Genomic DNA, 23,584 nt, shown 5'->3' with positions numbered 1-23,584 from the left:
TCAGAGAAATTTTGTACCTTAGCCATGCAGATTAATTTTTGCGATACCTCCAAATTTGGCTTTTCTAGGGCAATTGGAGGTATTCTTTTTATCTTTAGCCAAGATACAAATTTTATATCACATTGGCAATCAATTCATTATAAAGTTTTATTCTTTTTACGACAGTCCCTATATTAGATTTGGAAAATTTTATAATAGGACTAAATAGAATAATGGAGAATTAATTTTTTGCATAGTTCTTTGGTTTGAAGAAGTTTACGATATAGACATTCAAGATATAAATTATTGTTTCTAAATATAATTGTTTGATAATAGGCATGTCGAGTGTAATGTCTAATAATTATATAGCTTTATTTTGGAGTCGGTGTTATACTGAAAAATAATAATTATATGGTAAATTGTGCAAATATTCAATTGGTGAATATGTATTCACAAAGTGATACAAGGCCTAGATTACGAGCAAACATTATTTCTCGTGAGCAATATCTGAATCTCTTTGAGGAAAAGTTTAAAGATGGGGATAAGGTGCTATGCGTAGAAGGCGTGGAAGGCATAGGTGTAACTACAACTTTAGCTTTATTTGCCAAAAGTCATGGCGAAAATTGTGCGTCATACTTCAACAATGGGTGGTCTCGCCATTTATTGAATCCTCATACTATTAAGCAGAGTTTGCTACAACAATTGTCTTTATTTGTTGGGACAAAGTTAGATTTATATGAGTCAGGAGTATCTTTAGCCTCATGTATTTATAAGCTGAGCAAAGCTTCTAAAAATAAACTACTTTATTTTGTGTTTGATGGGTTTAATAATATTCCTACAGAACATATTGATTCTATCAAGACGATGTTGCTCCCGCTATTTAATCTATAGGATGCTCGTTTTTTATTTTCGGGGACAAAAGAAGAGATTAAAGAACTTTTGCCTGAAGGTATCATAGCGCGGCAGACTAATGAGATTTTACGTTTTCAGCTCAATGATGTCAAGGATTATTTAGAAAGCATTAATCCTGATTTGAGTAAAAATGATGTGGATACTATATATAAGTTGAGCGATAAAGGATTAGCACGTAAATTAGCTATTCTGACAGAAAAACTTGAGACTGAAGGGATAGAGATTATCCGCCAATATTACAGCAATTCAGTGGAAGATTTTTATGAGGATGATTATGAATGGATTGCGAGTCTTGGTGATAAAAACATATACTTGTTGATGGCTTTGTTAGCTTTTTGTGAAAGGCCATTAACTAAAGACGTCGTAAAATGTACGTTGAAATTAACCGATGATGCAACAATTGAAATAATAGGAAAATGTAAAAAATACATAGAAGAAAAAGATGGTTTGATAGTTCTACGGAGTGATGACTACAAGAAATATTTACGGGGCCGGCTTGCAAGTTATAAAATAGAAATAGAGTTATTACTTATTGATTTTATTGAAAAAAGCAATGATTTTGGCGAACAGTTTGAGTATTTACCGGCTCTATACAAGCAAGTAAAAAATAATAAAACATTAGTAGACTACTTGACGTCTGATAATGTACAGCATTATTTGGAAGAGAAAAAAAGCCAGGCTGCATTAAATGAACAATGTGAATATGGTTATAATGCATGTAGTGACTTTGAGTCTCAAGCTGCAGCTTATTTCCGTTTTGCTATTAACCGAAGTGTATCTCGTGAGATAGAAAAAAACGAATTGTCGGATGAGGAGATAGAGGCTTTGATAGCCATAGGTGACGATGAAAAAGCATTTGCACTGACACAAAACGTCTTTTTATTAGAAGAACGGCTGAAGTGTTTACTAATTATTGCACAAGCTGGTATGCACTTAAGCGATTCGATGAATAAGGAGCTAAATACGCAAATAGAAACACTGGCAGAAGTTATTGATTATGCTCATATTCCAGACAAAGCTCTAGAGTTAGCAAAATTAATGATGCCGATAAACATGCAAAAGGCGCTCGACATCATAGATAAAGTCGCAAAAGTAACAAAAGATCAGCAACAAATAGACCGTTTGTATACTGCAATCAGTCTTTCATATAGCAATGAAGGTAAAGCTGATGATATTAATGCTTCAAAGGCTGATATCGTAAGTACTCGAATAGCAGATGAAGGCCTAAAAAAGATGGCGTCTGTTATGAAGCAAATTATGAAAGACAGCACAGCTCAACAAGTGGTAGCTCGAATGAAAGAACTCCCAACTGCAAGTAGCCAGTTGTACTTTTTGCGTTATTGGATTCCTAATCATAAAAAACAAGATGATATAGGTGATGTCGTTGAATATGCTGTAAAATTAGTGGTAGAATCTTCTACGACCACAATGCCTAAAGTGACATACTTACGGTTGTTTTGTAAGCCATTGCCTGATATGCCAGAGGTTCAAATAAAAATAGTTGTAGAACTATTGGATGCAGTTGTGGCTAATATTAAATATCCTACAGTGGAATACATAAGATTGATGATATTAGTAATTAGTGCTGTAGGTAAATATAACAAAATAGATGCCAAGAACCGGTTACAGGACCTATATCTAGAAATACTAGATTTTAAAGATAAAGGTTTGCAGGCACATTGTAAAGCGTTGATTTTACATGATTTTGATAAACTTGGAGCGAAAGCTGATATTGAGCAGTGGCTATCATCTTTCGATGATTTACAACGAGAAATTAATAAAGATCTTTCAGATGTGCTACAATACGCAGCTTATCATATGAAAGTTGTAGAAGGGCCAATTAAAGCTTTAGTATGTACAGCTCCTTCGCTTGTACGAAACGTGATAGCGCAGATGAACACTAAAGAACGTAAAGATAAGGCTTATGTACTGGCAGCTACTGAATACGTGAGGCAAACGGATATAACGCACTTTAACTGGGAGTATTTCAAAGAATTGTTTTATCAGATAACTTATGATAAAACAGAGTTATACAAGCCTATTCTTGAATTACTTCAAAAAATTATTGACGAGAATAGCAAAGACCCAATGCTATTGTGTAATGTCAAAAAAAACTACTCATTATTCAAAGCCATTGAGCAAGTAGAGTTGATGTGCTACACTTTTGCCTCACTATATGTGTGGTTGTGTAAAAACTATGACAAAGAAATATCCTTTCAGCGGGAAGTGAAAGGTGATATGGAAACTTGTTGGAATAAAATAAGCATACCATGGCTTCAAATAAATACAGGTTATAATATAGCAAAAGAATTATCAAAGATATCATTAAAGGAAGAGGCTCGTGAGTATGTAGCTAAAACTACAAATATAAGAAAGTCACAACTACTATCATCACTTTCATGTGTAGCGGCATATACTGAAAGTGTAAATATTTATGTGCATTCGCTTGGTATTCTGATCCGTTCAGGAATTTGCACAGAGGATGATATTGAGCAGTTTAAAACTCTGATGGAGTATGATAATAGTGAAGCTGATACTATTATTATGTGGTCTCGAATTGCTCTTGAATATTATGGAGTAAATAATCAAGAGTGGTTTGACAAAATTATGAATAATTATGTGTCAAGGCCTCTTGATAAATTTTCAAAATATTGTCAAAAAAGGGTGCTGTTTCAAATTTCTCCAGCTTTGTATTTATCCTCTCGAGTTTTATTGTACACAAGGCTGAATGAGTTTGATAATAACTTTGCCAATGCTTGTATAGAGAATATTGCACGATATATACAAACTAAATATCCGTATCCAGAATATACGAGTACAAATTCTATAGAAGCTCAGATTCCATTAGAGAAAAAAGATTATGACAACTTATTAGACTTAATGGAAAATGTACAAGATGATGGTTTCATCTTCTCCTATACCAATATTATAACATCCGCGATTAAACATAACTTAGGTAGTAAATTGTCAAGAGAAATACAGAAAGTATTGCTCGATAAACTCGAAGATATTGTGACTACAAGGTTACCAATGACAGATTGTATACAACATGATGGTTACAAAATTGCATGTTTAACTATGATTGCTTGGAGCCGAGGAGAATCTATAGTTGTGGATAAGTTGAAAGCGCAAATTGAGGGTATAAAGAATACTGCAGATCAAGCTTTTCTTTACGCTTTGTTAGCTAATTACCTAAAAAAAGTATCCGAAAAAACGGATTTTATTGAATTGGCATTGCAGAAGATAGAAAGTATCAATTATACATTTGATAGATTCAACCGCTATGAATTATGTATACAAGAAACTTTTCATGCGGTACCTGCGAGGGCTCATAGTGTTGCAACAAAAGTGATGAATTCGTTGAAGTCAGAAAATAATGGTTCATATCATGATTATCAGCGGATGTTAGATATGGTAAGAGATCATGATGAAGCATTAGCAGACTCAATGCTTGAGATGATAGATGATGATCCCGCTCGGTTGCAGTATAAAAAAATGCTAAAACAACGTGCGACTTCCAGTAAAAAAATAGAAGCTGCAAAGAATAATCTGCTGCTTGTTTCGCGGTTGAATAATGATGAGCAAATTCGTTTCTTTGATCGGCAAATGGAGGTACTTATTAAAAAAAAGAATGTTGTTAGAGATTTTAATACGACACAAGCTATCATTGGTAAAATATATGAAAATCCCATAACGGATACGCAGAATGCTGTATTATATTTTATCGAAAATCTTTATCAAAAGAATGCTGCAAACGGCAAGTATAAAATATTATTACGGAATATACATCAAGCCATTTTATATAATTTGAAACTAGTGTTAGCTATTGCGTCAGGAACACAGGAAAAAATGGATAGGGTAAATCGTATTATGAGTGAGCGATATGATACAAATGACGGGATGATTCAAGTGGGACGGGAAGATAAAGGAGTAAAAAAAATATTAGAGTGGTACAAGAAGTATCCGCACGATATACTCAGAATTATAGATCCGCATTTTCATGCAAAAGACTTGTTTATTATCAAACTTCTAATGGATATCAATAATAATCTGAAATGCTTTATTCTAACTAAGAATGAAACCCAAGAACCGTTAAATGAAATCTTCCAAAATGGATGGAATATGATATCTGCAGAATTGCCAGGAAGAATTGAAGTAAAGGCTTGCTGTTATGAGGATCAGCAGGGAAAAACTCCGTTTCATGATCGGTGGTGGTTGTTGTATAATACGAATACAGATGAATATCAGGGAATTCGTATGGCTTCACCTAGTACCCTTGGATCAAGGATTACGGAAATATCAAGTATGGATAGCGAAGCAATCCATTCGGCTATGAATATATTTAATAAATTCTTTTTGAATATGATACCAAAGATTGAAGGACGAAAACTTAATTATGAGGAAACCATACTGCGTTAAATTGTTACAGTTAACGATAATTAAGTGGTTGAAGGTGTTTTAAATAGGAAATAGCTTAAATAGTACCTTTTGACTCACCTTTTGAGACTTTCAATTGGTTTCATGTTATTAAATATTATTCCAAAAAGGGAAGTTGGAAAAAGACCTTCAGATTTAACGGATATTTCAATATAGTATTTTTTGTTTTCAATCAGGCATACCTAAACGTGCCTGATTTTTTTCATATTTGTTTTGCCTCTATTGGCAGAGGAAATGACTTATCGTTTGGCTTGCTCCATATATAGTTATACCCGGAAGAGTTTTTCTTAGGGACGAATAATTTTTTCTTCCCGGTTGCCATCGGGGAAGATAGTCATGCGGAAGGCCGCGAGCGGCCCGCCGTCCTCGGACGAAAAATCATCCTCGCCGAGGCTGCGGTATTTTTTGCCGCTCCGACGTCGCCGCATAACTGTGTCTCTTCCCGAGGCAACCGACCGCGTCGGGAATAAGTCCTCATAACATAATTTATTCATTGACTATGCAGTCCGTTTGGATTGCATGGCCACAAAAACGTGAGACACACGGTAAAAACTGTTTGATGTTATGCAGACGTCCAGGGAAGAACCGAAAACGAAGAAGAGCAAGGCCAAAGTATCGAAAGCCGCCTCTTCAAATCTGAATCCCGACGTGCAGGAATCGTCGCAAGCTGCCTCCTCTTCCGGGACTGCGGACCAGCAACCGACTCCGGCCGTCGAGTTGTTGGATCTGAACAAGATTGTCAGCAGCACCTACAATCCCCGCAAGGATTTCCGCTCGGAGACCTTGCAGGAGCTCGCTGACAGCATCCGCCAGGTCGGGGTTCTGCAACCGATCTGCGTCCGGCCCAAAGATGAAGGTTTCGAGATTGTCTATGGCGAACGTCGCTATTGGGCAGCAGCTATGGCGGGGCTGAAATTCATTCCGGCCCTTGTCCGGGAGTTGTCGGATGCCGAGGCCGAGGATGCTGCCATTACGGAGAACCTCCAACGCGAGGACGTGACACCCCGCGAGGAGGCTGCGGCCTACAAACGGGCGCTGGAATCGGGCCGTCATACGATTGAGAGCCTGGTTGGAAAGTTCGGGAAATCCGAGGCCTACATCCGCTCCCGACTGAAACTCTGTGATCTGATCGACGCCCTCGCCGAGCAGCTCGACCGGGAGGAGATTTCGGTTGGTGTCGCCACCGAGATCGCGAAATACGATGCGGCGGTCCAGCAGGAGGTCTACGAGGAGCATTTCTCGGACGGATGCCGCCTGTCGTGGAAGAATGCCCGGATCAAGGAGATTGCCCGGCGGCTCTACGATTGCTACATGACACGCCTGGACACCTATCGTTTCGACAAGACCGAATGTCACACCTGTCACCATAATACGGCCAACCAGATTCTCTTCAAGGATGAATGTGCGGAGGGTTGCGCGGGCTGCCAGAACCGGAGCTGCATGATGCGCAAGAACGACGAATACCTCGTGCAGCAGGCCCTGCAGCTGCTGAAGGCGGATCCGCGGATAGTCCTTGCCACGGTGGGCGATACCCCCGATTCGGTGATTGAGCATCTTGAAGAGGAGGGCTACCGGATTCAGGAGCTGGATTACTACCTCGATTACTACGATACGGCCCCCGAAATGCCCGAAGCCCCGCAGGCGGAGTGCTACTCGTCGGAAGAAAACTACGCGGAAGCGGTGATGCGCTACGAAGCGGCGTTGGCCCGGTTTACGGAGCAGACCCGGCAACTCGAATTTGACGTTACGGAAGGGCGTGTCCGCAAATATGCCGTCATCGGAATGTTCGACGTGGAGATCCGCTATGAGGATGTTCCGGAGGAGGAGCGGGAGGTCGCAGTCGAGGATGCCGCAGGGGAACGGACGGTCTACGTCACGATGGTTCCCGCCTCTCCGATGGAGGGGCTGCTGCGTCAGGATTACCGAAACCGGCAGCTTTGCTACGAGCATATCACCGCCGACATGAAGAAGCTGTTCCGCGAATCGAAGGTCTCGGGCAGCCCGCTGACCGAAGAGGAGCACCAGATGTTCTACTACGCCGTGATCCGACACATGGCCGACAATCGGCTTCGACAGTGCGGCATCGAACCTCAAAATCAGTGGCGCGTTACCGAGGAGGAGCGCTTTGCGGCCGCCGGGCAACTGACTCCCGAGCAGCGGGCGGCAATGATCCGCCTCTTCCTGCTCGACTTCTTCCGCACAACGGCCCGGGATTACAACTGTACGGACGAGGAGGTGGACACGCGCCTGATGTGTCGGTTTGCCGATTTGAATTTTGAGTCCCAAAGCCGTACTGTGCAGGAGAAGTACCTGGCAACCTACGAAAGACGCCGGACAAAGTTGCAGGAGCAGATCGACGACCTGAAGGCGCAGGAGGAGGCCCGGGCTTTGGCCGAATCCCGGGAGTCGGATGCAGAATCGATTCCCGAAGAACTTCCCGAGGAGCTGGAGGCAACGCCCGACACGGAGATTCCGGCACCGCCTGCCGAGCCGCTGATTATCCCGGCCGATCCGGAGTTCGGCCCGAACGAGACGGCAGAATCGCTGGCCGCCTGAACCAAGTAAAACCGACGGAGCAATCAAACGATTGCTCCGTCTTTCATTTCTGCAACTATGAACAGAACACTCAAAAAATTGCGAAACCGACACCGCAGATTCTTCCGACTGCAACCTGCCATGATACAGCCCGCCATCCCGGATAACAGTCCTAATCCGTGGCGATGCGAGGAGTGTGGTTCTCGTCATGTCTACTATCAGGCATGGGTTGATGGTAATACCAATCAAATTTACTCGATAGATGATAATCGTGAAGATATGTGGTGTGATGACTGCCAAGACCACACCTGCCAGGTTCGAGAAGGTGAATTGATGAAAGAGATAATCAATCCATGGTGGGAGAATAAGCTCGTGATAGCGGACCGGGAAAAAATGACCGGTCTCACTCAAAAAGACTTCAATCCCCAAGAGGACTACCGTGCATTCCGGGAAGCCTGCAATCGTTGGTGGAATACCAAGGCGAATGAAGAAAAGATTGAAGTGTGGCGGCTCGCTACCCAATTCGAATCATAACCCTTTCAAAACTTTCAGCCATGAAAAACCAGAATCTGATAGATGCCATAGCACCCCGACTGACGGAGCTGATGATCCAGCGTATCGAACACCTCGAAACCGACTGGCAGAAACCGTGGATCACGGACCTCGCGCACGGTCTTCCCCGCAACCTGCGCGGCACGCCCTACCGGGCCGGGAATATTCTGATGCTGCTTTTCCTCTCGGGGATAGCCGGCTATCAAACACCGATCTTCATGACCTTCCGGCAGGCCAAGGAGGAGGGACTGAATATCCTCAAGGGCTCCCTGTCGTTCCCGGTCTACTTCTGGAAAATCTGCATCCGCCACAAGGAGACCCGCCGCAAGATTGATCTCGAGGTGTATCGCCAGCTTCCGAAGGAGGCCTGCAAACAGTATGAGGTCATTCCCATCATACGCTACTATTCGGTTTTCAACCTCGACCAGACGGATATGCAAGAGAAGCAACCGGAACGCTATGCGGCGCTGACAGCCCGTGCCGAGCGGAAGGATTACTCCGACGGCATGGTCTGCGAGCCGATTGACCGGATGGTCGAGCAGCAGGCGTGGCTCTGCCCGATCGAACTCCGTTACGGCGACCGGGCTTACTACACGCGCCTGCACAATCGGGTTGTCTGCCCGCTCAAGGAGCAGTTTCCGAAGGGCGAGGCCTTCTACGGGACCCTGCTGCACGAGATTGCCCACAGCACGGGCCATGCCGAGCGTCTGAACCGCACGATGGGGAGCAGCTTTGGCGACGAAGAGTATGCCCGCGAAGAGTTGGTTGCGGAGCTGACCTCGGCACTGTGCGGTGCCATGGCTGGCTTTGCCACGACGCCCCGCGAGGAGAATGCCGCCTATCTCAAATGGTGGCTTACGCAATTGCGCCAGGAGCCGGCCTACCTGTTCGATATTCTGGTCGACGTCAACCGGGCAGCCCGGATGATCTTCGACCATCTGGAGGCCGGGACTGACGAAATCGCGGATGAGGAGACCGAAGTTCCGGCTGCATAGACTTTGTTGCCGATTGTTGAACCATGCCGCAGTCTTCGGGCTGCGGCTTAATCTTTCAAACCATGAAAACCACCCATCCAATCTATGATGTCTACTTCCGCATCGAGGCGGGCTATAACGACGGCCGTATGTCGCACGAACAGCATGACCGGTTCTACACGGAGATCCGCGCGCTCTTCTCGCGTGCCGGTTTTACGATCCGGGAGAATCCGCCGGGATGTCCCTCCTTCCAGCTGGGAACGACCTGTCTCTACTGCCACCCGACGGAACTCTCCGGCCCGGTCGAGGAGCCGCATATCGCCCTTGTCGAAAGAGTTTTGCGACAGGGGACCTCGTTTCAATATCAGACAACGGACCGTTACGACCGGCTCTACGACTTTACCGTCGAGGAGGAGTTGGCCTACTACCGGCAGCAACATTCCGAGCGGCTTTTTCTCGATGCCTTCCGCACCTCGGATCCTTCGAAATACCACCTTCGGGACGAGGTTCTCGAGGAGCTGGTGCGGCAACTGATGGTGCACACCGTCCGCGCACCGCTGGGCTGTTCGTTCGATTCGCCGTGCGTGCACTTCGTTCGGGAGACCTACACTTTGCTGGTACAAAGAGGTCTGCTGATCGAGATCCAACGCCGGAAACCTTATGGAACCATGACTTATTGTCGAACCAGATAATAAATCACGCTATGGAAATTATGTGTGAGGAGTATTTTGATGATATTGTTCCAAAAGTGTGTCTGGGGGATAAATAAAAAAGTCTACAGATTTTCTAGATTTGTAGACTAGTAACTTTTAGAAATTAATCCGTTGCAAAAACGTCTATTCTGAATTATTGTGTTACAAATACTCTCCAGCTCCCTTCCTTCTCGCCTCGCTCCACATACTTTTTTGAAATCAATTGATCCAACAGTTTCTGTATAGCCGTCACACTAATACCTGTTTTCTCTTTCATGTCTGCCAATGTTAATGTTGGCTGTGTTCGCATAGCGTTCAGAATTTTCGTATAATTGGGGGTTCGGAAGGCAATCCGTTCCCCATCATACCACCATACATTTTCATTTTGCTCGCTTACAAACAATACATCATTATATATTTCCGTAGCTACCAGATCATTGAAATATTTCAAAAAAGGGTGGATGTCCTTGATGTCTGCATGGGCTCCATCACTGGGGACAGGGCCAACCTCCATATCAGTTTGGTGTAAAGCGTCTAAATACTCACTTTTTTTACGACTGCGTACTACAATCATCGGATAGTCATGGCGAGTCAGAATGTAGTTCACCATCAGTCGTGCAATACGACCGTTGCCGTCCTCGAATGGATGAATGCGTATATAACGATAGTGAAACAGCGCGGCCAACTCTACTGGAGATAATTTCCCCTCTTTCTCCGCGGCATTATACCAATCCACCAGATCTCCCATTAATCCAGGAGTCTCCTCGGGTGAAGCATATTCGAATCTGTCCCCATACCGTGTAATAACACTGTTCGGTCGTGTCTTATACTGGCCGGCATGAATTACATAACTTGTTTGCATGCCGCCAGGCAAATTACGATAAACAGTATAATCTTCTCGTAATATGGTTTTATGTAATGTCCGGATAAAATTCTGTGTCAATGGCACTCCCTTCACCGCAGCTTCTTCCGTCATCATTCGCAGGCCTACGTTACTTGCGGCCATTTCTTGTACGTCACGCACGTCTGCCTCCCCAATCACTTTGCCGAAAAGCAGCAGAATTTCTGTCTGTCCATAAGTTAACGTGTTACCCTCAATGTGGTTGCTGTTGTAATTGAAATCCACTGTAAAACGTCGGCTAAGCCGTTCTCTATCCTTTTCCGAAAGTGGCTGCAAATTCTGCCATGCAGCAAGAGCCTTTTTTATGTTAAGATATTTCATACGGACATCTATTTCCCATCAATATTACAAAGATAACATAATTTCTAGAAAAGGTTGTATGTATATAACCTTTTCGCTTGTTTTTAGAATGTATTTTGAAAGTTTTGTCCATCTAAATATGGTTCACACGATGTTCGCGAGTAGGAATAAGATGTTCCATATTTGTTGAGTGGATATAAAAATAGCAAGTAAGTCGCTAATTCCCTTAACGGCTTACTTGCTACAAGGTTTATTATTTCTTGCAATCCTTACAGAGCCTTTGCCCCGAGCAATTCCTTGCTCGAAATTTCGAGACATTGATGGCGGGCTCCGTCTTTCTCGGCAATCTCCAGCAGAAGAATCTTGTCCTCCTCGAGTGTCAGCTTCGGAAGAGCGAAAACGATGCGCTGGCGCTGGTGTCCGCGCACAATCAAGGGGTCGTTGCAGACCCGCAGCGGTTCGATGATGCGTTGCTGTTGAGCCGTGCGTTTGGCTGCCTTGCGGTCCGCGACGACAAAGCGGCGATAGTCCACCTCGAAGGAGATGTTCGTGTCGTTGGCAATCTGCACATGGAGGTAAATCACGTCGTTGTGGACGTAGATTCCCCGCACCTCGAGCTCCACGCCGTATTTCCGGGTGTGAATTCCCTTTACGTCTGCGCGGTTCTGGCGGTATATGTCGCTCAACACGCGTTTTACCGTGGCAGGACGTTCCCGCCCCACCTCGCGGAGCAGTACGCGCCCTTCGTCCGCACGGGCTGGCTCCGCGGCTGACGCGGGCTGTGCCGCCGGACTCTCCACGACCGAAATCTCGATGGTCGACGTAGCGGGGTTCTCGGCATACCGGGCATCGAAGGTGTAGAACCCGCCATCCTCGGTAATTACCGTGAGGTTGGTCTCCTCCGCAAAGTCGCGCACGGCGGCCTTCACCCGCACGACATTCTCCGCGCCGTCGGCTTTCCCGGCAATGATGGCCATCGAGCCGATGTCGATGTAGGTTACGGGTGCCGGGAAGAGGATATGCACGGTCTTCGTAAATCCCACCTCAATGGAGCGGGGCGTGAGCCCCTGTCGGGACGAGGTCCCGTCGTTTTGGGCCATAACTTTGGCCGCGGCAAAAAGAGCAGCCAGAAGAGTCAGATAAATGAGGTCTCGTTTCATGGTGTTGCCGTTTAGTTTTCTTTGGAGATTAACAGAATCTGGTGGTTGGCCTTGAGGGTGATGCGCACCTCGCGGAGCTTCTCGGAGAGGTAGCGGGAGGATGCCTGAATCCCGCCCCGTGCCAGTTCTGCGAGGAGCTGCTGCCCAGCCGAATGGGTGATGTTTACGCTTGTCCCGGCCGTCTGTCCCACGGATGCCAACGCCTCCTTGAGGGCTGTCCGCTCGCGGGAGTTGGGGACGTTGATTCCCGGCTGCCCGTCGAGATCATACGCCTCGGCCTGCACCTGAAAGATGTGTTCCCGGTATGCGATGGAGGTTACCGTCACCCGCAGCCGGTCGCTCGTTACGGAGACGGCGCCGTAGAGCGGCGTATTGCGAGGTATAACTTCACCGTCGATGCGTACCGGTTCCAGCAGCCGGAGGGCGATTGTCGAACCTACGCGCACGACCTGTGTCTGCGCGACGCAGGCTCGGATGGTCGGAGCCGTATCCACAGGAAGAACACCCGCGGCCGTCAGAAACCCGATGTTGCGCTCCCGCGCGGAGTCGATTCGCGGATTGAGGGTCGAAGCCCGGACATCGCCCTCGCGGACGGGACGCATGACGCTGAAACGTCCCGGGGATTTCGCGCCGTCGGCCTCGCCTGAGATTCCAGTCCCGCCTCCGAGGTAGCATTGTGCCAGACGATACTGCTCCTCGGCCACCTCCATCGGGTCGGGCTGCTGCCGCTCGATGGCGAGTTGCTGCTGCAGGGAGGCCACCTGCTCGCGGAGCTCTTCGACCTCGGCATTGCGCGGCGGCGCGGCGTAGAATTGCCGGGCCTGCTGCTGCATGGCGCGGTTCGCCTCGGCAGCCCGGCGCACGGGATCATCGGTTGGAGACTGCGGCTCCGTGTTGCGAAGCTCCTCATCGAGCAGCGAGAAGGTGTTGTCCCCGAGGGTCATCATCCGGTTGCGGGACTGCTCCTCGCTGGCCACGCGCTCCGCGGCCTTGCGCTTGTCACCCTCGATCTTCGGGGCCTTGCCGTCGGGCAGCGTGGTGTTGATTCCTGCCTGCCCCTCGCCGATTGTGGGCGCGGGTTTGAAGAGGAACCGGATGAACCCGGTGACCAGAAAACTCCCGACAGCGGCCACCAGGATGACTTTTCTTTTTCGCTGACGCTCGAATGTCGCGGCGGAATCGGGCGTAGGTGTGTTTTTTTGTCTCTCTTCCATGGTTATCAAAATTTCAGATTTTCCAAAGAGGGAGGCGCCATCCTCCCGAAATCGAATCGCGGAGTCGGGCCGAAGAGCAGCAACCCGTAGAGCCCGACCAGCAGCAGAAACATCCCGAGGAGGATGCACCGCCGGGTTCGGGGCGAGAGTTGGTCGTGCCAGCGACGGATACGCCGCCGCAGCCAGCGCACACGGCTTTGGATAAGTGCTTTAACGGTCATAGGTCTGCAGGTCCTTATTTTCGACAATCATCAGATCCTCGACCAGAAACCCCTGCGGGTTGTTGTCCGAGCGGGAGACGTTGACCAGCCGGCAGGTCGTGACGAGCGACCGCTCGGTAATCGTATTCTCGCGCATGATGCGCTGCCGGGCGTAGGTCGTGGCTTCGTAGGGATAGCGGTCGAAGTTGCAGCGGATGCTGTCCACATGGACCATCTGCGAGACGTTGGCGGCAATTAGCCGGTTGAAGAACCCCTTCTCCTGCAGGAGCTTGTAGTAGGACAGAGCGCTCTTGTCGGCCATCTGCAGGGCCCGCTCCATGTTCGACTCGATGGCCGCCTTGTCGGGTGAGAGCGAGAAGAAGAGTTCGTGGAAGCGGCGCACATGCTCGCGGGCCTCGACGGGACGGTTCTGGGCAAGGTCCTGCGAGAGGGCAACCATGAGCGAGCGCCCGTTGTCCAGAACGTAGATCTTCTCGCGCTGCCGCTCGGCAAAGGCATACGAGAGGCTGACGGCCGTGATGGTCACCACGGCGCAGATTCCGGCGCAGATGAGCGCATAGAGGCGCAACTGCCGGAAGGAGGTTTCGATGTTCAGCAATGATTTGAATTCCATGATGCGATTACTTTTTGAGGATCAGGCGAGCTGCGGAGGCCAGCCCCTTGCCGGCGGCTCCGACCGTGCTTTTGGTCCCGGCCCAAACCTTCCCGGTGATCCATCCGGCACCGCCGCTCACGAGCGACGTAGCGCGCGAAATGGTTCGGTTGTAGGAGGAGAAGCCGTTGGCCTGCACGACCCACGAGGCAATCGAAGGGATGCAGAGATAGCCGCAGATGGCCACGAGGATGAAGATTAGGTTGACGCTGTTCGACATGTCGAAATACCAGTTGTAGTCCTGCGCCATCATCTCGGCATCGTGCTGCAGCGAGAGGGTTTGCAGCCGGGCGATGATAGCCGAGAAGAGGTCCGAGATAGGGAGCCACAGGTAGATGGAGATATACTTGGAAAACCATTGCACCAGGGTGTTTTGAAATCCGTCGAAGATTGAGATGGCGAAGGCGATGGGCCCGAGCAGCGAGAGGACAATCAGGTAGAAGGTCCGCAGCACGTCGAGGATCACGCCCGCCGCAGCGAAGAAGAGCTCCATGATTGCAGTGAGGGCCTTCAGAATCATCCCCTTGATGCTCCACGACTTCCGCTCGCTCTGCATCCGGTCGAGGGCCTGCTGCGACTGCTCGTCGATGCCCAAGGCCTGCAACTCGCGCTCCTTCTCCTCGTCTTCGGTGTAGTAGCTCTCCGCCGGAAGCCGCTCGCGGCTCTCCTGTTCAAGGCGTGCGCACTCCTGCCGCCACTCCTGCATGTCGAAGGTCTGGCCGACCATCAGCGAGTGGGTGGCCTGCACCAGCGGTGAGAGAATTCCGTTGAGCGACCCGAGCACAAGGGTCGGAAAGAACATGATGCTAATTCCAATCGCCATAGGTCGCAGCAGCGGGAAGAGGTCAATGGGTTCGGCCCGGGCCATCGCCTGCCAGATGCGGTAGGCGATGTAGATCAGGGCCCCGATTCCGGCTATGGCCGTGGCAACTTTGGCCATCGGATAGCAGAGAACCATCATATCGTCGTAGAGAACGCGGAGAATCGTGTGGATGTTCTCTGAAATGGAGAGTGCCTGTACCATCGCTACCAGTATCGTTGTTCGTCGGTTCCGTAAAGGGCCATCACGCGGTCGAGGTCGTTGCGTCGGGCGTCGCGCAGCAGCGAGATGGAGATGTTCTTGCGCGTGTAGTAGCGGGCCAGATCCCGATGGTGGCGCAGCACGCCGTAGACCCGCTCCACCACGTCGATACGGTCCTTGTCCGTCAGCGACATGTCCGTGGGGTTGACAATATCCTGCAGCTCCTTGAGCTCCCCTGCCGACTCCTCGATAATCCGGGCATATCCCGTGGCGATGGCCGCCAGTTCCGCGGCCGAGAAGTTGTCATCGACCACCATGCGCTGATAGCCGTTGACGTAGATGTCGGAGATCTCCCCGACGAGCAACATGCACTGCTGGACCTTGCGGGCCGAACGGACGAGGTTGTTGACCGCCTTCAGCGCGTCGTAATACCGCTTCCCCTGCTCGTAGATTTTTACGGTCTCTTGAAAACTTTGCAGGAGGGTCGAGCCGTTGCGGGCCGCTTCGATAATCTGTTTGGTGGAGTTGATGATTCCCTGTGCGAGGTTCGTAGGGTCCGTGACGACCCATTGCGCCTGCGCAGCCCGGGCTGTCAGGAGCAGCCCGAGGCAGAGCAGAATAATGCGTGGTTTCATGGTTCGGTGGTTTTGAAGTTCGTTCAATGTCTCAATTTGCGAGGTACTGTTTCGGCGGGTCGCATCACCGCGGGGTACTCCCGGCGAAAGAAGGTGCGGCCCGGCTCCCGCTCAGGTTGTGCGACGCGGAGGTCGAGTTCGTGCGTCCGGGCTTTGCGGCCCGTCAGTCGGACAAGCCGTGCGTCGAGCTCCCGGAATGCCGCCTCCGCCTCGGCACGTTGTGCCTCCGAGGGCAGACCCGGATGGATCTCGTATTTGTCGAGAAACTGCCGGCTTGTGTGCGGATCGTCGATGCGCTCCGGAGCGCGGGCCAGCCAGCCCAGCGTGTTCAGTTCGCTCTCGAGGCGCTCGACATAACTCCGCGGAACGGACATCTCGGACATCCTCTCGATGGTGCGCTCGGCACCGCGGACCAGGTGGTTCTCCGTGCGGAAGATCTCCTCCCGGAGCTCCTGCATCCGCCGCGGATCGGCTCCGGGCGTCGCCGCATCCCGCTCGTGCCGCATGGTCTGCAGCATCTCGCAGTCGACATCCCAGCCGTAGAGCCGGGCCACATAAAAGGGTGGCTCCATCCGGGTCGGGACCTCTGTCATGCGGCACAGTTCGTGAAAAATCCCCGTTCGGAAGAGTCGGTCGACAAGACGCATGGCCGCCTGCACCTCCCCGGTTGTCGGCTGCCGCATCCGGCTTTCGGGATGCCGCTCGGGATAAGCATCCACAAGGAGCGTGTGCAGGGCCAGCACGCCGTGGATCGGATGGGAGGTATTCCCGAGCAGGTTGGCCAGCTTCCGGCCCGTGTGCCTCATGGCGGGTGTCCTGCGCAGGGCATCCATCAGTTGCAGCACCTCGGGGCGGGCCGCCTCGTCGGGCGAGGTGAGGAGCTGCGGAAGACGCGCCATCATCTCCAGCCCGATCCCCCGCGTCAGCAGCTCCGAGTGGCGATGCTCCCGAACCAGATCGGTCAGCGTCCGGAAGTCCCGGGCCTCCAATAGCTGCCTTGTTCGCTGCAGAGCCGGCTCCCATTGTTGGAACTCCTCCCCGGCTGCGGGGCGAAAGAGCCCCTCGAATAATTCGCGCCACTTCATGCCTCGGGTTCATGATCCGTGAAACACTCCTCGGAAATGCTCTCCTGTTCCGCACGCCGGCAGGCCCGCTCCTCCGCGACAAAGCGTCCGTAGCAGCCCAGAAGCAGCGTGTCGCTCTCGGGGTCGAGTTCGATGGGGTGCATGTCGCGCGGATCGTCGCGGCTGCCGAAGAGCAGCGTGCGTCGCTCGGCCGTGATGACGGTATCCTGCACCAGCCGCCGGTAGCAGAGCGTGTTGTCGAAGATCAGCATCCGGTAGGTTCGGGTGCAGATGCGGCGGATCGAGGCCGAGAGGTTGTTCTCCGTCGAGAGCCACGATCCGCAGATGCGGTCGTAGGCGATCTCCTCCTGCAGCGAGGTGATGAGCCGCACAAGCTGGGTGCGCTGTCGGATTTCGGCCCGCAGCGCCGTGAGCGCCTCCGCGGGGGTGATGTTTGGGGTACTACTCATGGTAAGTCGTTTTGAAGGTTGGACAAATCGCGTTTGAAAATACCTCCCGGAATGACCAGCAGCAGGTCGGAACCGGGGGTGTGGAAGAGATCGACACGCGCACCGCCATAGGTTATGTAATGGATGCACGAGGCATACTTCAGCGGGTGCCTCTCAAAGGATTCACGCCCGGTCCGCGTGTCGTAGCGATGGATGCGAATCCAGAAGCCATCGTCCGCGTGGTTGATCTCGAGCCGGGTTTTATCCAATGTCGAATGCCACTCGCCGCACAGCGGCCGGATCTTGTGGTATTCGAAATCGTAGAAGAGCCGGAATCCGCCGAGCAGGGCCAGCAACGCCAGCAGCAGCCCGGCACAGCTCCAAAGGATCTGTTTCATGGCCGGGAATTTTGGTCTTCCCGCTCGCGGGCCAGCGCGCGGATGGCTGCCTGGATGTCGCCGCCGAGTTTCTCGGCCCGGGCCATCACCTCCATCTTCTCCCGCTCCTCGGTGGTGTAGCAGAGATACTCTTCGGTCGAGACCTCCGTGGCGTAGACCGCCGATTGCACGCCTCCGAGTCCAATCCAAACCTCCTTGTAGGTGCGGCGGGGATCGTTCGCCTGGTTGATCGAAAGGATCTGCGCCCGCTCCTTCTCCGAAAGACCGAGCAGCGTCTGGATCTGATCGAACTTGTTCATGTACTTGCGCTGGTCGAGGAGGATCTTGCAGTCGGCATTGTTGATGATCGACTCCTTGACAATCGGCGAGGAGATGATGTCGTCGACCTCCTGCGTAACGACGACCGCCTCGCCGAAATACTTGCGCACCGTCTTGTAGAGATAGCGGATGTAGGTCGACATGTTGGCCGAGGTGAGGGCCTTCCAGCACTCTTCGATCAGGATCATCTTGCGGATGCCCTTCAGCCGCCGCATCTTGTTGATGAAGACCTCCATGATGATGATCGTCACCACGGGAAGCAGCGTTTTATTCGAAGAGATGTTATCCAGCTCGAAGACGATGAAGCGCTTCGAGAGCAGATCCAGCTGCCGGTCGGAGTTGAGCAGGTAGTCGTACTCGCCACCCCGGTAGTAGGGCTCCAGCACGTTGAGCAGATTCGCCAGGTCGAAATCCTTCTCACGGACATGCTTCTGCTCCAGCAGCCGACGGTAGTCCGAGGCGAGAAACTCGTAGAAGGTGTTGAACGAGGGCTGAATCGAATCGTCCGTCTTGAGCTTCGAGAGGTAGAGGTTCACGGCGTTCGACAGGGCCACCTCCTCCGCGCGCGTCGGCTCCTCGGATTCGCGTTTCCAGAGCGTCAGCAGCAGGGTCTTGATTGACTCGCGTTTCTCGATGTCGTAGACCCCGTCCTCGACGTAGAAGGGGTTGAAGGCAATGGGCTCCTGCTCGGTATAGGTGAAGTAGATGCCGTCGCGTCCCCGCGTCGTGCGGTGGATCAGCGAGCAGAGCCCCTCGTAGGAGTTTCCCGTATCAACGAGCAGGATATGCGCCCCCTGTTCGTAATACTGGCGGACCATGTGGTTCGTGAAGAAGGACTTTCCGCTGCCCGAGGGTCCCAGGATGAACTTGTTGCGGTTGGTGGTGATGCCGCGCTTCATCGGAAGGTCCGAAATGTCGAGATGGAGCGGAATCCCCGTGAGCCGGTCGGCCATCTTGATGCCGAAGGGTGAGAGCGACGAGCGGTAGTTGGTCTCGCCGTTGAAGAGGCAGACCCCCTGCTCGAGGAAGGTCAGAAAGCTCTCCTCGGCGGGGAAGTCGGCCTCGTTGCCGGGGATGGCGGCCCAGAAGAGCACCGGCACGTCCACCGTGTTGTGGTGGGGCGTGCAGCCCATCGTGGCGAGCTGCGACCCCACGTCGTTGCGCAGCCGCTTGAGCTCCGCCTCGCTCTCGGCCCAGACCACGACATTGCAGTGGCACCTTACGGAGCGCAGCCCCTGCGAATGGGCTTCGTTCAGGTAGAGGTCTATCCACTCCTTGTTCAGGGCGTTGCCGCGCGAGTAGTTCGCCAGTGAGTTCATGTTGCGGGCCCGGGCCTCGAGCCGCTTGAGGGTCTCGTCGTGGTTGTCCAGAAAGAGATACTGGTTGTAGATGTGCGAGCATCCGAGCAGCAGTCCCGCGGGGGCCGCGAACGAGAGCCGGCACTCCGAGCGGTCGGTCGAGAGACGCTCATAGCGGAAGTCCGTCGCAACGCTCTGCGGCAGGAGATCCAGATTGGAGAGCGTGTGCATCGAGAGCAGTTTGTCGCCGATGCGCATCATGCCCGGGTCGAGGCGGATGTCCTCGTTGACCGCAGCCTGTCGCTCGTCCGTGAGGGCGAAGTAGCGGGCCAGCAGTCCCGCATCGGAATCCGTACCGACAATCTCCGCCTCCGTGAGGCGGTCGACCCGCAGCAGCCCCGAATCGTTCAGGATGCGCTCCATCTGGGCGACGCTCTCCAGAAAACGGGTCACGGCCTCCCCGTCGCGAATCTCCTGCGGGATGATGAAGCCCCGGCACAGGACGGAGGCGGCACTCGTCTGCCGCAGCCGCTCGGGAGTGCTCTTCGTGATGAAGAGGTGGCAGGTGTGGCGCAGAAAGGGGCGTTCGTTGAAGTGGCGTTCATAGGCCCGGGAGAGAAACGTGCGCTCGGCCTCGGAATCGGGTGTTTCGTAACGCTCCTCGATGAAGAGGTCCTGCTTGTGGACGACGGTGTGGTCCGGGAGGACCTTCAGCGCCTTGACCCAGGTGGCGTGCAGCGCTTCGTACTCCTCGGCCGTCAGGGTGAAGAGCTCCGGGAGCGTCACGTGGAAGGCGGCCGTCACGTCGGCGAACTTCGAGAGGATACAGTTCCCCTCGACGGCCAGCAGTGGGAATTTCGACTCAAGGGTCGAAGTTTTCAGGGTTCCTCGCATGGCATCAGCGTTTGGGTAAGGTTCGACGTTCGAGCAGGCGGCGCACACTCCGGCGGTGGATGATGCGGCGCGGATGCTGCCGCAGGGCGAGGAGCTTCATCAGACCGTGGGGTCCGAAGCGGCGGTTCAGATAGAAGGTCGCCCAGGTGAGGCCACTGCCGCCCGCGACGGCGAAGAGGATGCAGATGCCCTGCGGAACCCCTCCGGCGTAGAGGATGACAAAGAGCAGGAAGATGCCCAGCAGCCCGGCGACAAAGAGAATCAGATAGTGCGAGGTCAGCCCCTGGAACTCGACCTGCCGGTCGACGCCCTTGTGGATGGTATACTGTGCCATGTCAGAGGAAGAAGGAGCGTAAGACGGTGCCGACGATAACCAGAAAGACGCACGAGAGGAAGAGCGCCGTGGCGGACTTCGAGGCGTCGGGATCGCCGCTGTTGAACTTCGAGTAGACGCGGACGCCGCCCACCAGCCCCAGCACGGCAGCCACGGCGAAGATCAGTTTGGTGAGCGGGTCGAAATAGGAGGTGACCATGTTGGTCGCCTCGCTGATTCCGGCCATGCCGTTGCCTTGTGCGAAGGAAGCAAGCGATGCAGGTAGCATCAGAATCAAGAAGATTGCGCTTTTTTTCATCGGTTTTGCAGTTTGGTAATGGGTGTGAAAAAGGCCGCAGCCCGCCTTTCGAGGCAGTCTGCGACCGGACGGAAGCAAACCGTTGCTTCCCGTAACAAATCATCCGGGCATTAGCCGTAATCCCGATTCCAGTTCATTGTGCATTCGTTTTTTTGAGGGTCAGACATAGTTTCGCAGGTCAAAATTCTCAATCTCGCGGCGCTCCTCCTCCGTAACATCCGGCGTAAGGACACGCTCGCCCGCTTCGGCGCTCCGGAGCAGCGCCTGTACCTCCGGATCGTGCAACTCGCCGTTGTCCTGCAGGGACGGAAGCCGCAAGGGCGGCCGGGGCTCCCGCGGCTCTACGGTCTCGCCGTTCTCGCGGATTGGAGCCTGGAGGACCAACTCGCCCCAGCCCTGCATCGAGGCCGGCTTTTCGGCCGAGGGCGGAACAAATGTAGCAGCATCTTCGGGCTTTGATTCCGCAGGTGCCGGGATGGCCTTCCGAGGCCGCGGATGGCCGGTAACAGCATAGTGTTTCGGGATTATCAGTGAGGGTGATTCTCCCCGGCAGGGCTCGACAGCCTGTTCCGAATCGACCTTGCCGTCCGGCCCGTCGGCCCGGGATTCTGCGGACTTTCGCCACCGCTGCGGAAGCCACCGCCAATGCCATCGTGCAATTCGCTCGAAAAGGGAACTCGGGAAGCCCATTTTCAAAACAGATCTTTCTTGCCGCGTTCCTCGTAGATGCGGTTGATTTCTTCCTTGTATTGGGCAAGGTGTTGCCGCAGGATGTGTTCCGCATAGGAGGTGACGGTCATTCGTTCGCCTCCGACCTTTCGGACAATCTCCAGAATCTTCTGCTTGGTGGCTCCGCTGACGTAGATGGCACTTCGTGCCCGAATGGTGAGCGGTGTCATGAAGATTCGCTCAAACTCGGTCGTGGCCTTTGTCTGGTCGGAATTTTCCTGATTGGAATCGGGAATCCGGGCTTTTCGCTTCGTTCGCCAGAAATATCCGATCTGGATGGCAAGAGTGATTCCGAGGAAAACGATTGCAAGTACGAGATAAGATGGGTTGTAAAACATGGCAGTAAAGTTTTTAGGTTAAACAATGGTCTCCTTGTTGCGGGTTTTGTAGATTCGGTTGATTTCGTCCCGGAAGGTGGTGATATGGTGGCGCAGGATGTTGTCCACGAAAGAGGTGGCCGTAAGACGCTCGTTGCCGATCTTTTTGACAATCTCCAGAATCTTGAGTTTGGTGGCACGACTCACATAGAGGGAGGCTCTGAGGTCGTAGTTCACGGGTTGCAGGAATGTCTGCTCGTAATCGGGAAGGGGCATGGTGCGTCGACGGCGATTCTCCGCTGCGAAGCTCTGCGGCAATTCCTCCACGGCTGGAGCATCTGCTGTCGCTGTCTCCGGTTCGGGAACCGGCTCCGCAGGGTCGGGAAGCTCCGGGGGCTCTTTTGTTGAGGTATTTTCCTGGGTACTCTTTTCGCGGGGTGAGGCCTCGCCTGCTATCATCTTTCGGATCAGGCCCTCGTCGATTTCCATTTTCTGTCGCTTGGCCATATCTACAGGGTTTGAAGCAGGGTGAGCATCTCATGGGCCAGATTCCCAATCCGGGAATCGGCCGTAAATGCCTTTTCCGGAGCCAGCAGGGTCGAACGTCCTACGCCCGTGCCGTCGGCCAGCAGCTCCTTGTTGAATTTCGACCGGTAGGGTAGGCGGGTCTCCATCAGCGGCAGTCCGAGCTGGCGGATGATGCCATCATACAGGTCGTAGAGCGACGTTTTCTCACGACGGTCGACCATCGTCCAGAAAAGAAAGATGCGCTTGAGCCGGATTGCCGGATTTTCGACAAGTTGCCGCGAGAGGATACGGGCAAAGGAGAGCGCGCTCTCCATGACAATCTTGTCGGCCTTCATCGGAAGGAACAGGCAGTCCATCTTCGAGAATGTCTCGATGACACCCTCGGTATTGACTGTCCCGGGCAGATCGTAGAGTGTGATCTGCGGCACATATTCCTTCTCCGATTTGAAACGCTCGGCCTCATCGACTGCTTTGTCCGGGGTGGTACGGACAACAGGCCAGAGCTTTTGTCCCGAGACCTTGAACTGCCGCGTCATCAGCAGTTTGTAATTATCATTCGAATCAAGAATCTCCAACTCGCGGGTGCGTTGCGTGTAGATTGACCATTGGGGATAGTCGCAATCGACGACCAGCACCTTGAGTTTGCAGATGTAATGCAGATAGCTGGCGAGAAGCGTCGTAAGGGCCGACTTGCCGATACCTCCCTTCTGATTGCAGATGGAGATGTTCCAGGAACCGGATGTTTGTTGATTGGAAGTTTTCATCGTTTGAA

The 23,584-nt window shown here is 52.1% G+C and carries 22 protein-coding genes; 6 read left to right on the top strand and 16 right to left on the bottom strand.

The features are described 5' to 3' along the window. Positions 1 to 390: 390 nt before the first annotated feature. Entirely contained in the window at positions 391 to 870 is a 480-nt protein-coding gene (locus B5F90_RS10910) for a hypothetical protein (RefSeq protein ID WP_143256164.1), read from the top strand. Between the two features lie 48 nt (positions 871 to 918). Beyond that, positions 919 to 5,310, top strand: a complete 4,392-nt coding sequence (locus B5F90_RS10905; protein WP_143256163.1) for a hypothetical protein — start codon at positions 919 to 921, stop codon at positions 5,308 to 5,310. A 305-nt stretch (positions 5,311 to 5,615) separates the two neighbouring features. On the opposite strand, the gene B5F90_RS09870 is transcribed toward B5F90_RS10905, so the two are convergent. Further along, positions 5,616 to 5,822: a hypothetical protein gene (locus B5F90_RS09870; RefSeq protein ID WP_087362635.1), complete on the bottom strand. Its 207-nt coding sequence runs from the start codon at positions 5,820 to 5,822 to the stop codon at positions 5,616 to 5,618. Between the two features lie 70 nt (positions 5,823 to 5,892). On the opposite strand from B5F90_RS09870, the gene B5F90_RS09865 reads away from it, so the two are divergent. The 4 genes from B5F90_RS09865 to B5F90_RS09850 all read left to right on the top strand — a co-directional run bounded on the left by B5F90_RS09865 (position 5,893) and on the right by B5F90_RS09850 (position 10,081). Further along, entirely contained in the window at positions 5,893 to 7,884 is a 1,992-nt protein-coding gene (locus B5F90_RS09865; protein WP_087362634.1) for a ParB/RepB/Spo0J family partition protein, read from the top strand. Positions 7,885 to 7,941: 57 nt separating this feature from the next. Then, a complete protein-coding gene (locus B5F90_RS09860; protein WP_239307793.1) occupies positions 7,942 to 8,397 on the top strand; it encodes a hypothetical protein in 456 nt (151 codons plus the stop codon). Positions 8,398 to 8,417: 20 nt separating this feature from the next. After that, positions 8,418 to 9,410 carry a zincin-like metallopeptidase domain-containing protein gene (locus B5F90_RS09855; protein WP_087362632.1) on the top strand — a complete coding sequence of 331 codons (993 nt, stop codon included), beginning with the start codon at positions 8,418 to 8,420 and terminating at the stop codon, positions 9,408 to 9,410. A gap of 62 nt (positions 9,411 to 9,472) precedes the next feature. After that, positions 9,473 to 10,081, top strand: coding sequence for a hypothetical protein (locus B5F90_RS09850; protein ID WP_143256162.1), 609 nt, complete (start codon positions 9,473 to 9,475; stop codon positions 10,079 to 10,081). A 154-nt stretch (positions 10,082 to 10,235) separates the two neighbouring features. Here B5F90_RS09850 and B5F90_RS09845 read toward each other — a convergent pair whose 3' ends face one another. The 15 genes from B5F90_RS09845 to B5F90_RS09770 form a co-directional block, all read right to left on the bottom strand. Continuing rightward, positions 10,236 to 11,303 carry a Fic family protein gene (locus B5F90_RS09845; protein WP_087362630.1) on the bottom strand — a complete coding sequence of 356 codons (1,068 nt, stop codon included), beginning with the start codon at positions 11,301 to 11,303 and terminating at the stop codon, positions 10,236 to 10,238. 248 nt (positions 11,304 to 11,551) lie between these two features. Next, positions 11,552 to 12,442, bottom strand: coding sequence for a conjugative transposon protein TraN (gene traN, locus B5F90_RS09840; protein ID WP_087362629.1), 891 nt, complete (start codon positions 12,440 to 12,442; stop codon positions 11,552 to 11,554). 11 nt (positions 12,443 to 12,453) lie between these two features. Further along, positions 12,454 to 13,656 (bottom strand): conjugative transposon protein TraM, encoded by a 1,203-nt coding sequence (traM, locus tag B5F90_RS09835; RefSeq protein WP_087362628.1) that lies wholly within the window; start codon positions 13,654 to 13,656, stop codon positions 12,454 to 12,456. Positions 13,657 to 13,866: 210 nt separating this feature from the next. Continuing rightward, complete coding sequence (traK, locus tag B5F90_RS09830) at positions 13,867 to 14,490, bottom strand: conjugative transposon protein TraK (protein WP_087362627.1); 624 nt, start codon at positions 14,488 to 14,490, stop codon at positions 13,867 to 13,869. A 7-nt stretch (positions 14,491 to 14,497) separates the two neighbouring features. Beyond that, on the bottom strand, positions 14,498 to 15,553 hold the full coding sequence (gene traJ / locus B5F90_RS09825) for a conjugative transposon protein TraJ (protein ID WP_087362626.1): 1,056 nt from the start codon (positions 15,551 to 15,553) through the stop codon (positions 14,498 to 14,500). 2 nt (positions 15,554 to 15,555) lie between these two features. Then, positions 15,556 to 16,185: a DUF4141 domain-containing protein gene (locus tag B5F90_RS09820; RefSeq protein ID WP_087362625.1), complete on the bottom strand. Its 630-nt coding sequence runs from the start codon at positions 16,183 to 16,185 to the stop codon at positions 15,556 to 15,558. Between the two features lie 23 nt (positions 16,186 to 16,208). Continuing rightward, a complete protein-coding gene (locus B5F90_RS09815) occupies positions 16,209 to 17,270 on the bottom strand; it encodes a hypothetical protein (protein ID WP_087362624.1) in 1,062 nt (353 codons plus the stop codon). After that, positions 17,267 to 17,719, bottom strand: a complete 453-nt coding sequence (locus B5F90_RS09810; protein WP_087362623.1) for a hypothetical protein — start codon at positions 17,717 to 17,719, stop codon at positions 17,267 to 17,269. The genes B5F90_RS09815 and B5F90_RS09810 overlap by 4 nt, the downstream gene beginning before the upstream one ends. Continuing rightward, positions 17,716 to 18,096, bottom strand: coding sequence for a hypothetical protein (locus B5F90_RS09805; RefSeq protein ID WP_087362622.1), 381 nt, complete (start codon positions 18,094 to 18,096; stop codon positions 17,716 to 17,718). The genes B5F90_RS09810 and B5F90_RS09805 overlap by 4 nt, the downstream gene beginning before the upstream one ends. Further along, positions 18,093 to 20,606 (bottom strand): TraG family conjugative transposon ATPase, encoded by a 2,514-nt coding sequence (locus tag B5F90_RS09800; protein WP_087362621.1) that lies wholly within the window; start codon positions 20,604 to 20,606, stop codon positions 18,093 to 18,095. The genes B5F90_RS09805 and B5F90_RS09800 overlap by 4 nt, the downstream gene beginning before the upstream one ends. Before the next feature lie 4 nt (positions 20,607 to 20,610). Next, positions 20,611 to 20,940 carry a DUF4133 domain-containing protein gene (locus tag B5F90_RS09795; RefSeq protein ID WP_087309037.1) on the bottom strand — a complete coding sequence of 110 codons (330 nt, stop codon included), beginning with the start codon at positions 20,938 to 20,940 and terminating at the stop codon, positions 20,611 to 20,613. Between the two features lies 1 nt (position 20,941). Beyond that, complete coding sequence (locus B5F90_RS09790) at positions 20,942 to 21,238, bottom strand: DUF4134 domain-containing protein (RefSeq protein ID WP_087309038.1); 297 nt, start codon at positions 21,236 to 21,238, stop codon at positions 20,942 to 20,944. Between the two features lie 692 nt (positions 21,239 to 21,930). Continuing rightward, positions 21,931 to 22,305 carry a DUF3408 domain-containing protein gene (locus B5F90_RS09780; RefSeq protein WP_087362619.1) on the bottom strand — a complete coding sequence of 125 codons (375 nt, stop codon included), beginning with the start codon at positions 22,303 to 22,305 and terminating at the stop codon, positions 21,931 to 21,933. Positions 22,306 to 22,323: 18 nt separating this feature from the next. After that, entirely contained in the window at positions 22,324 to 22,791 is a 468-nt protein-coding gene (locus tag B5F90_RS09775) for a DUF3408 domain-containing protein (protein ID WP_087362618.1), read from the bottom strand. A 2-nt stretch (positions 22,792 to 22,793) separates the two neighbouring features. Then, entirely contained in the window at positions 22,794 to 23,576 is a 783-nt protein-coding gene (locus tag B5F90_RS09770) for a ParA family protein (protein ID WP_087362617.1), read from the bottom strand. Between the last annotated feature and the right edge of the window lie 8 nt (positions 23,577 to 23,584).

This window comes from Alistipes sp. An31A (assembly GCF_002159425.1).
In the GTDB taxonomy this organism is placed as follows: Bacteria; Bacteroidota; Bacteroidia; order Bacteroidales; family Rikenellaceae; genus Alistipes; species Alistipes excrementigallinarum.
This window is presented reverse-complemented; position numbering and strand designations above follow the sequence as displayed.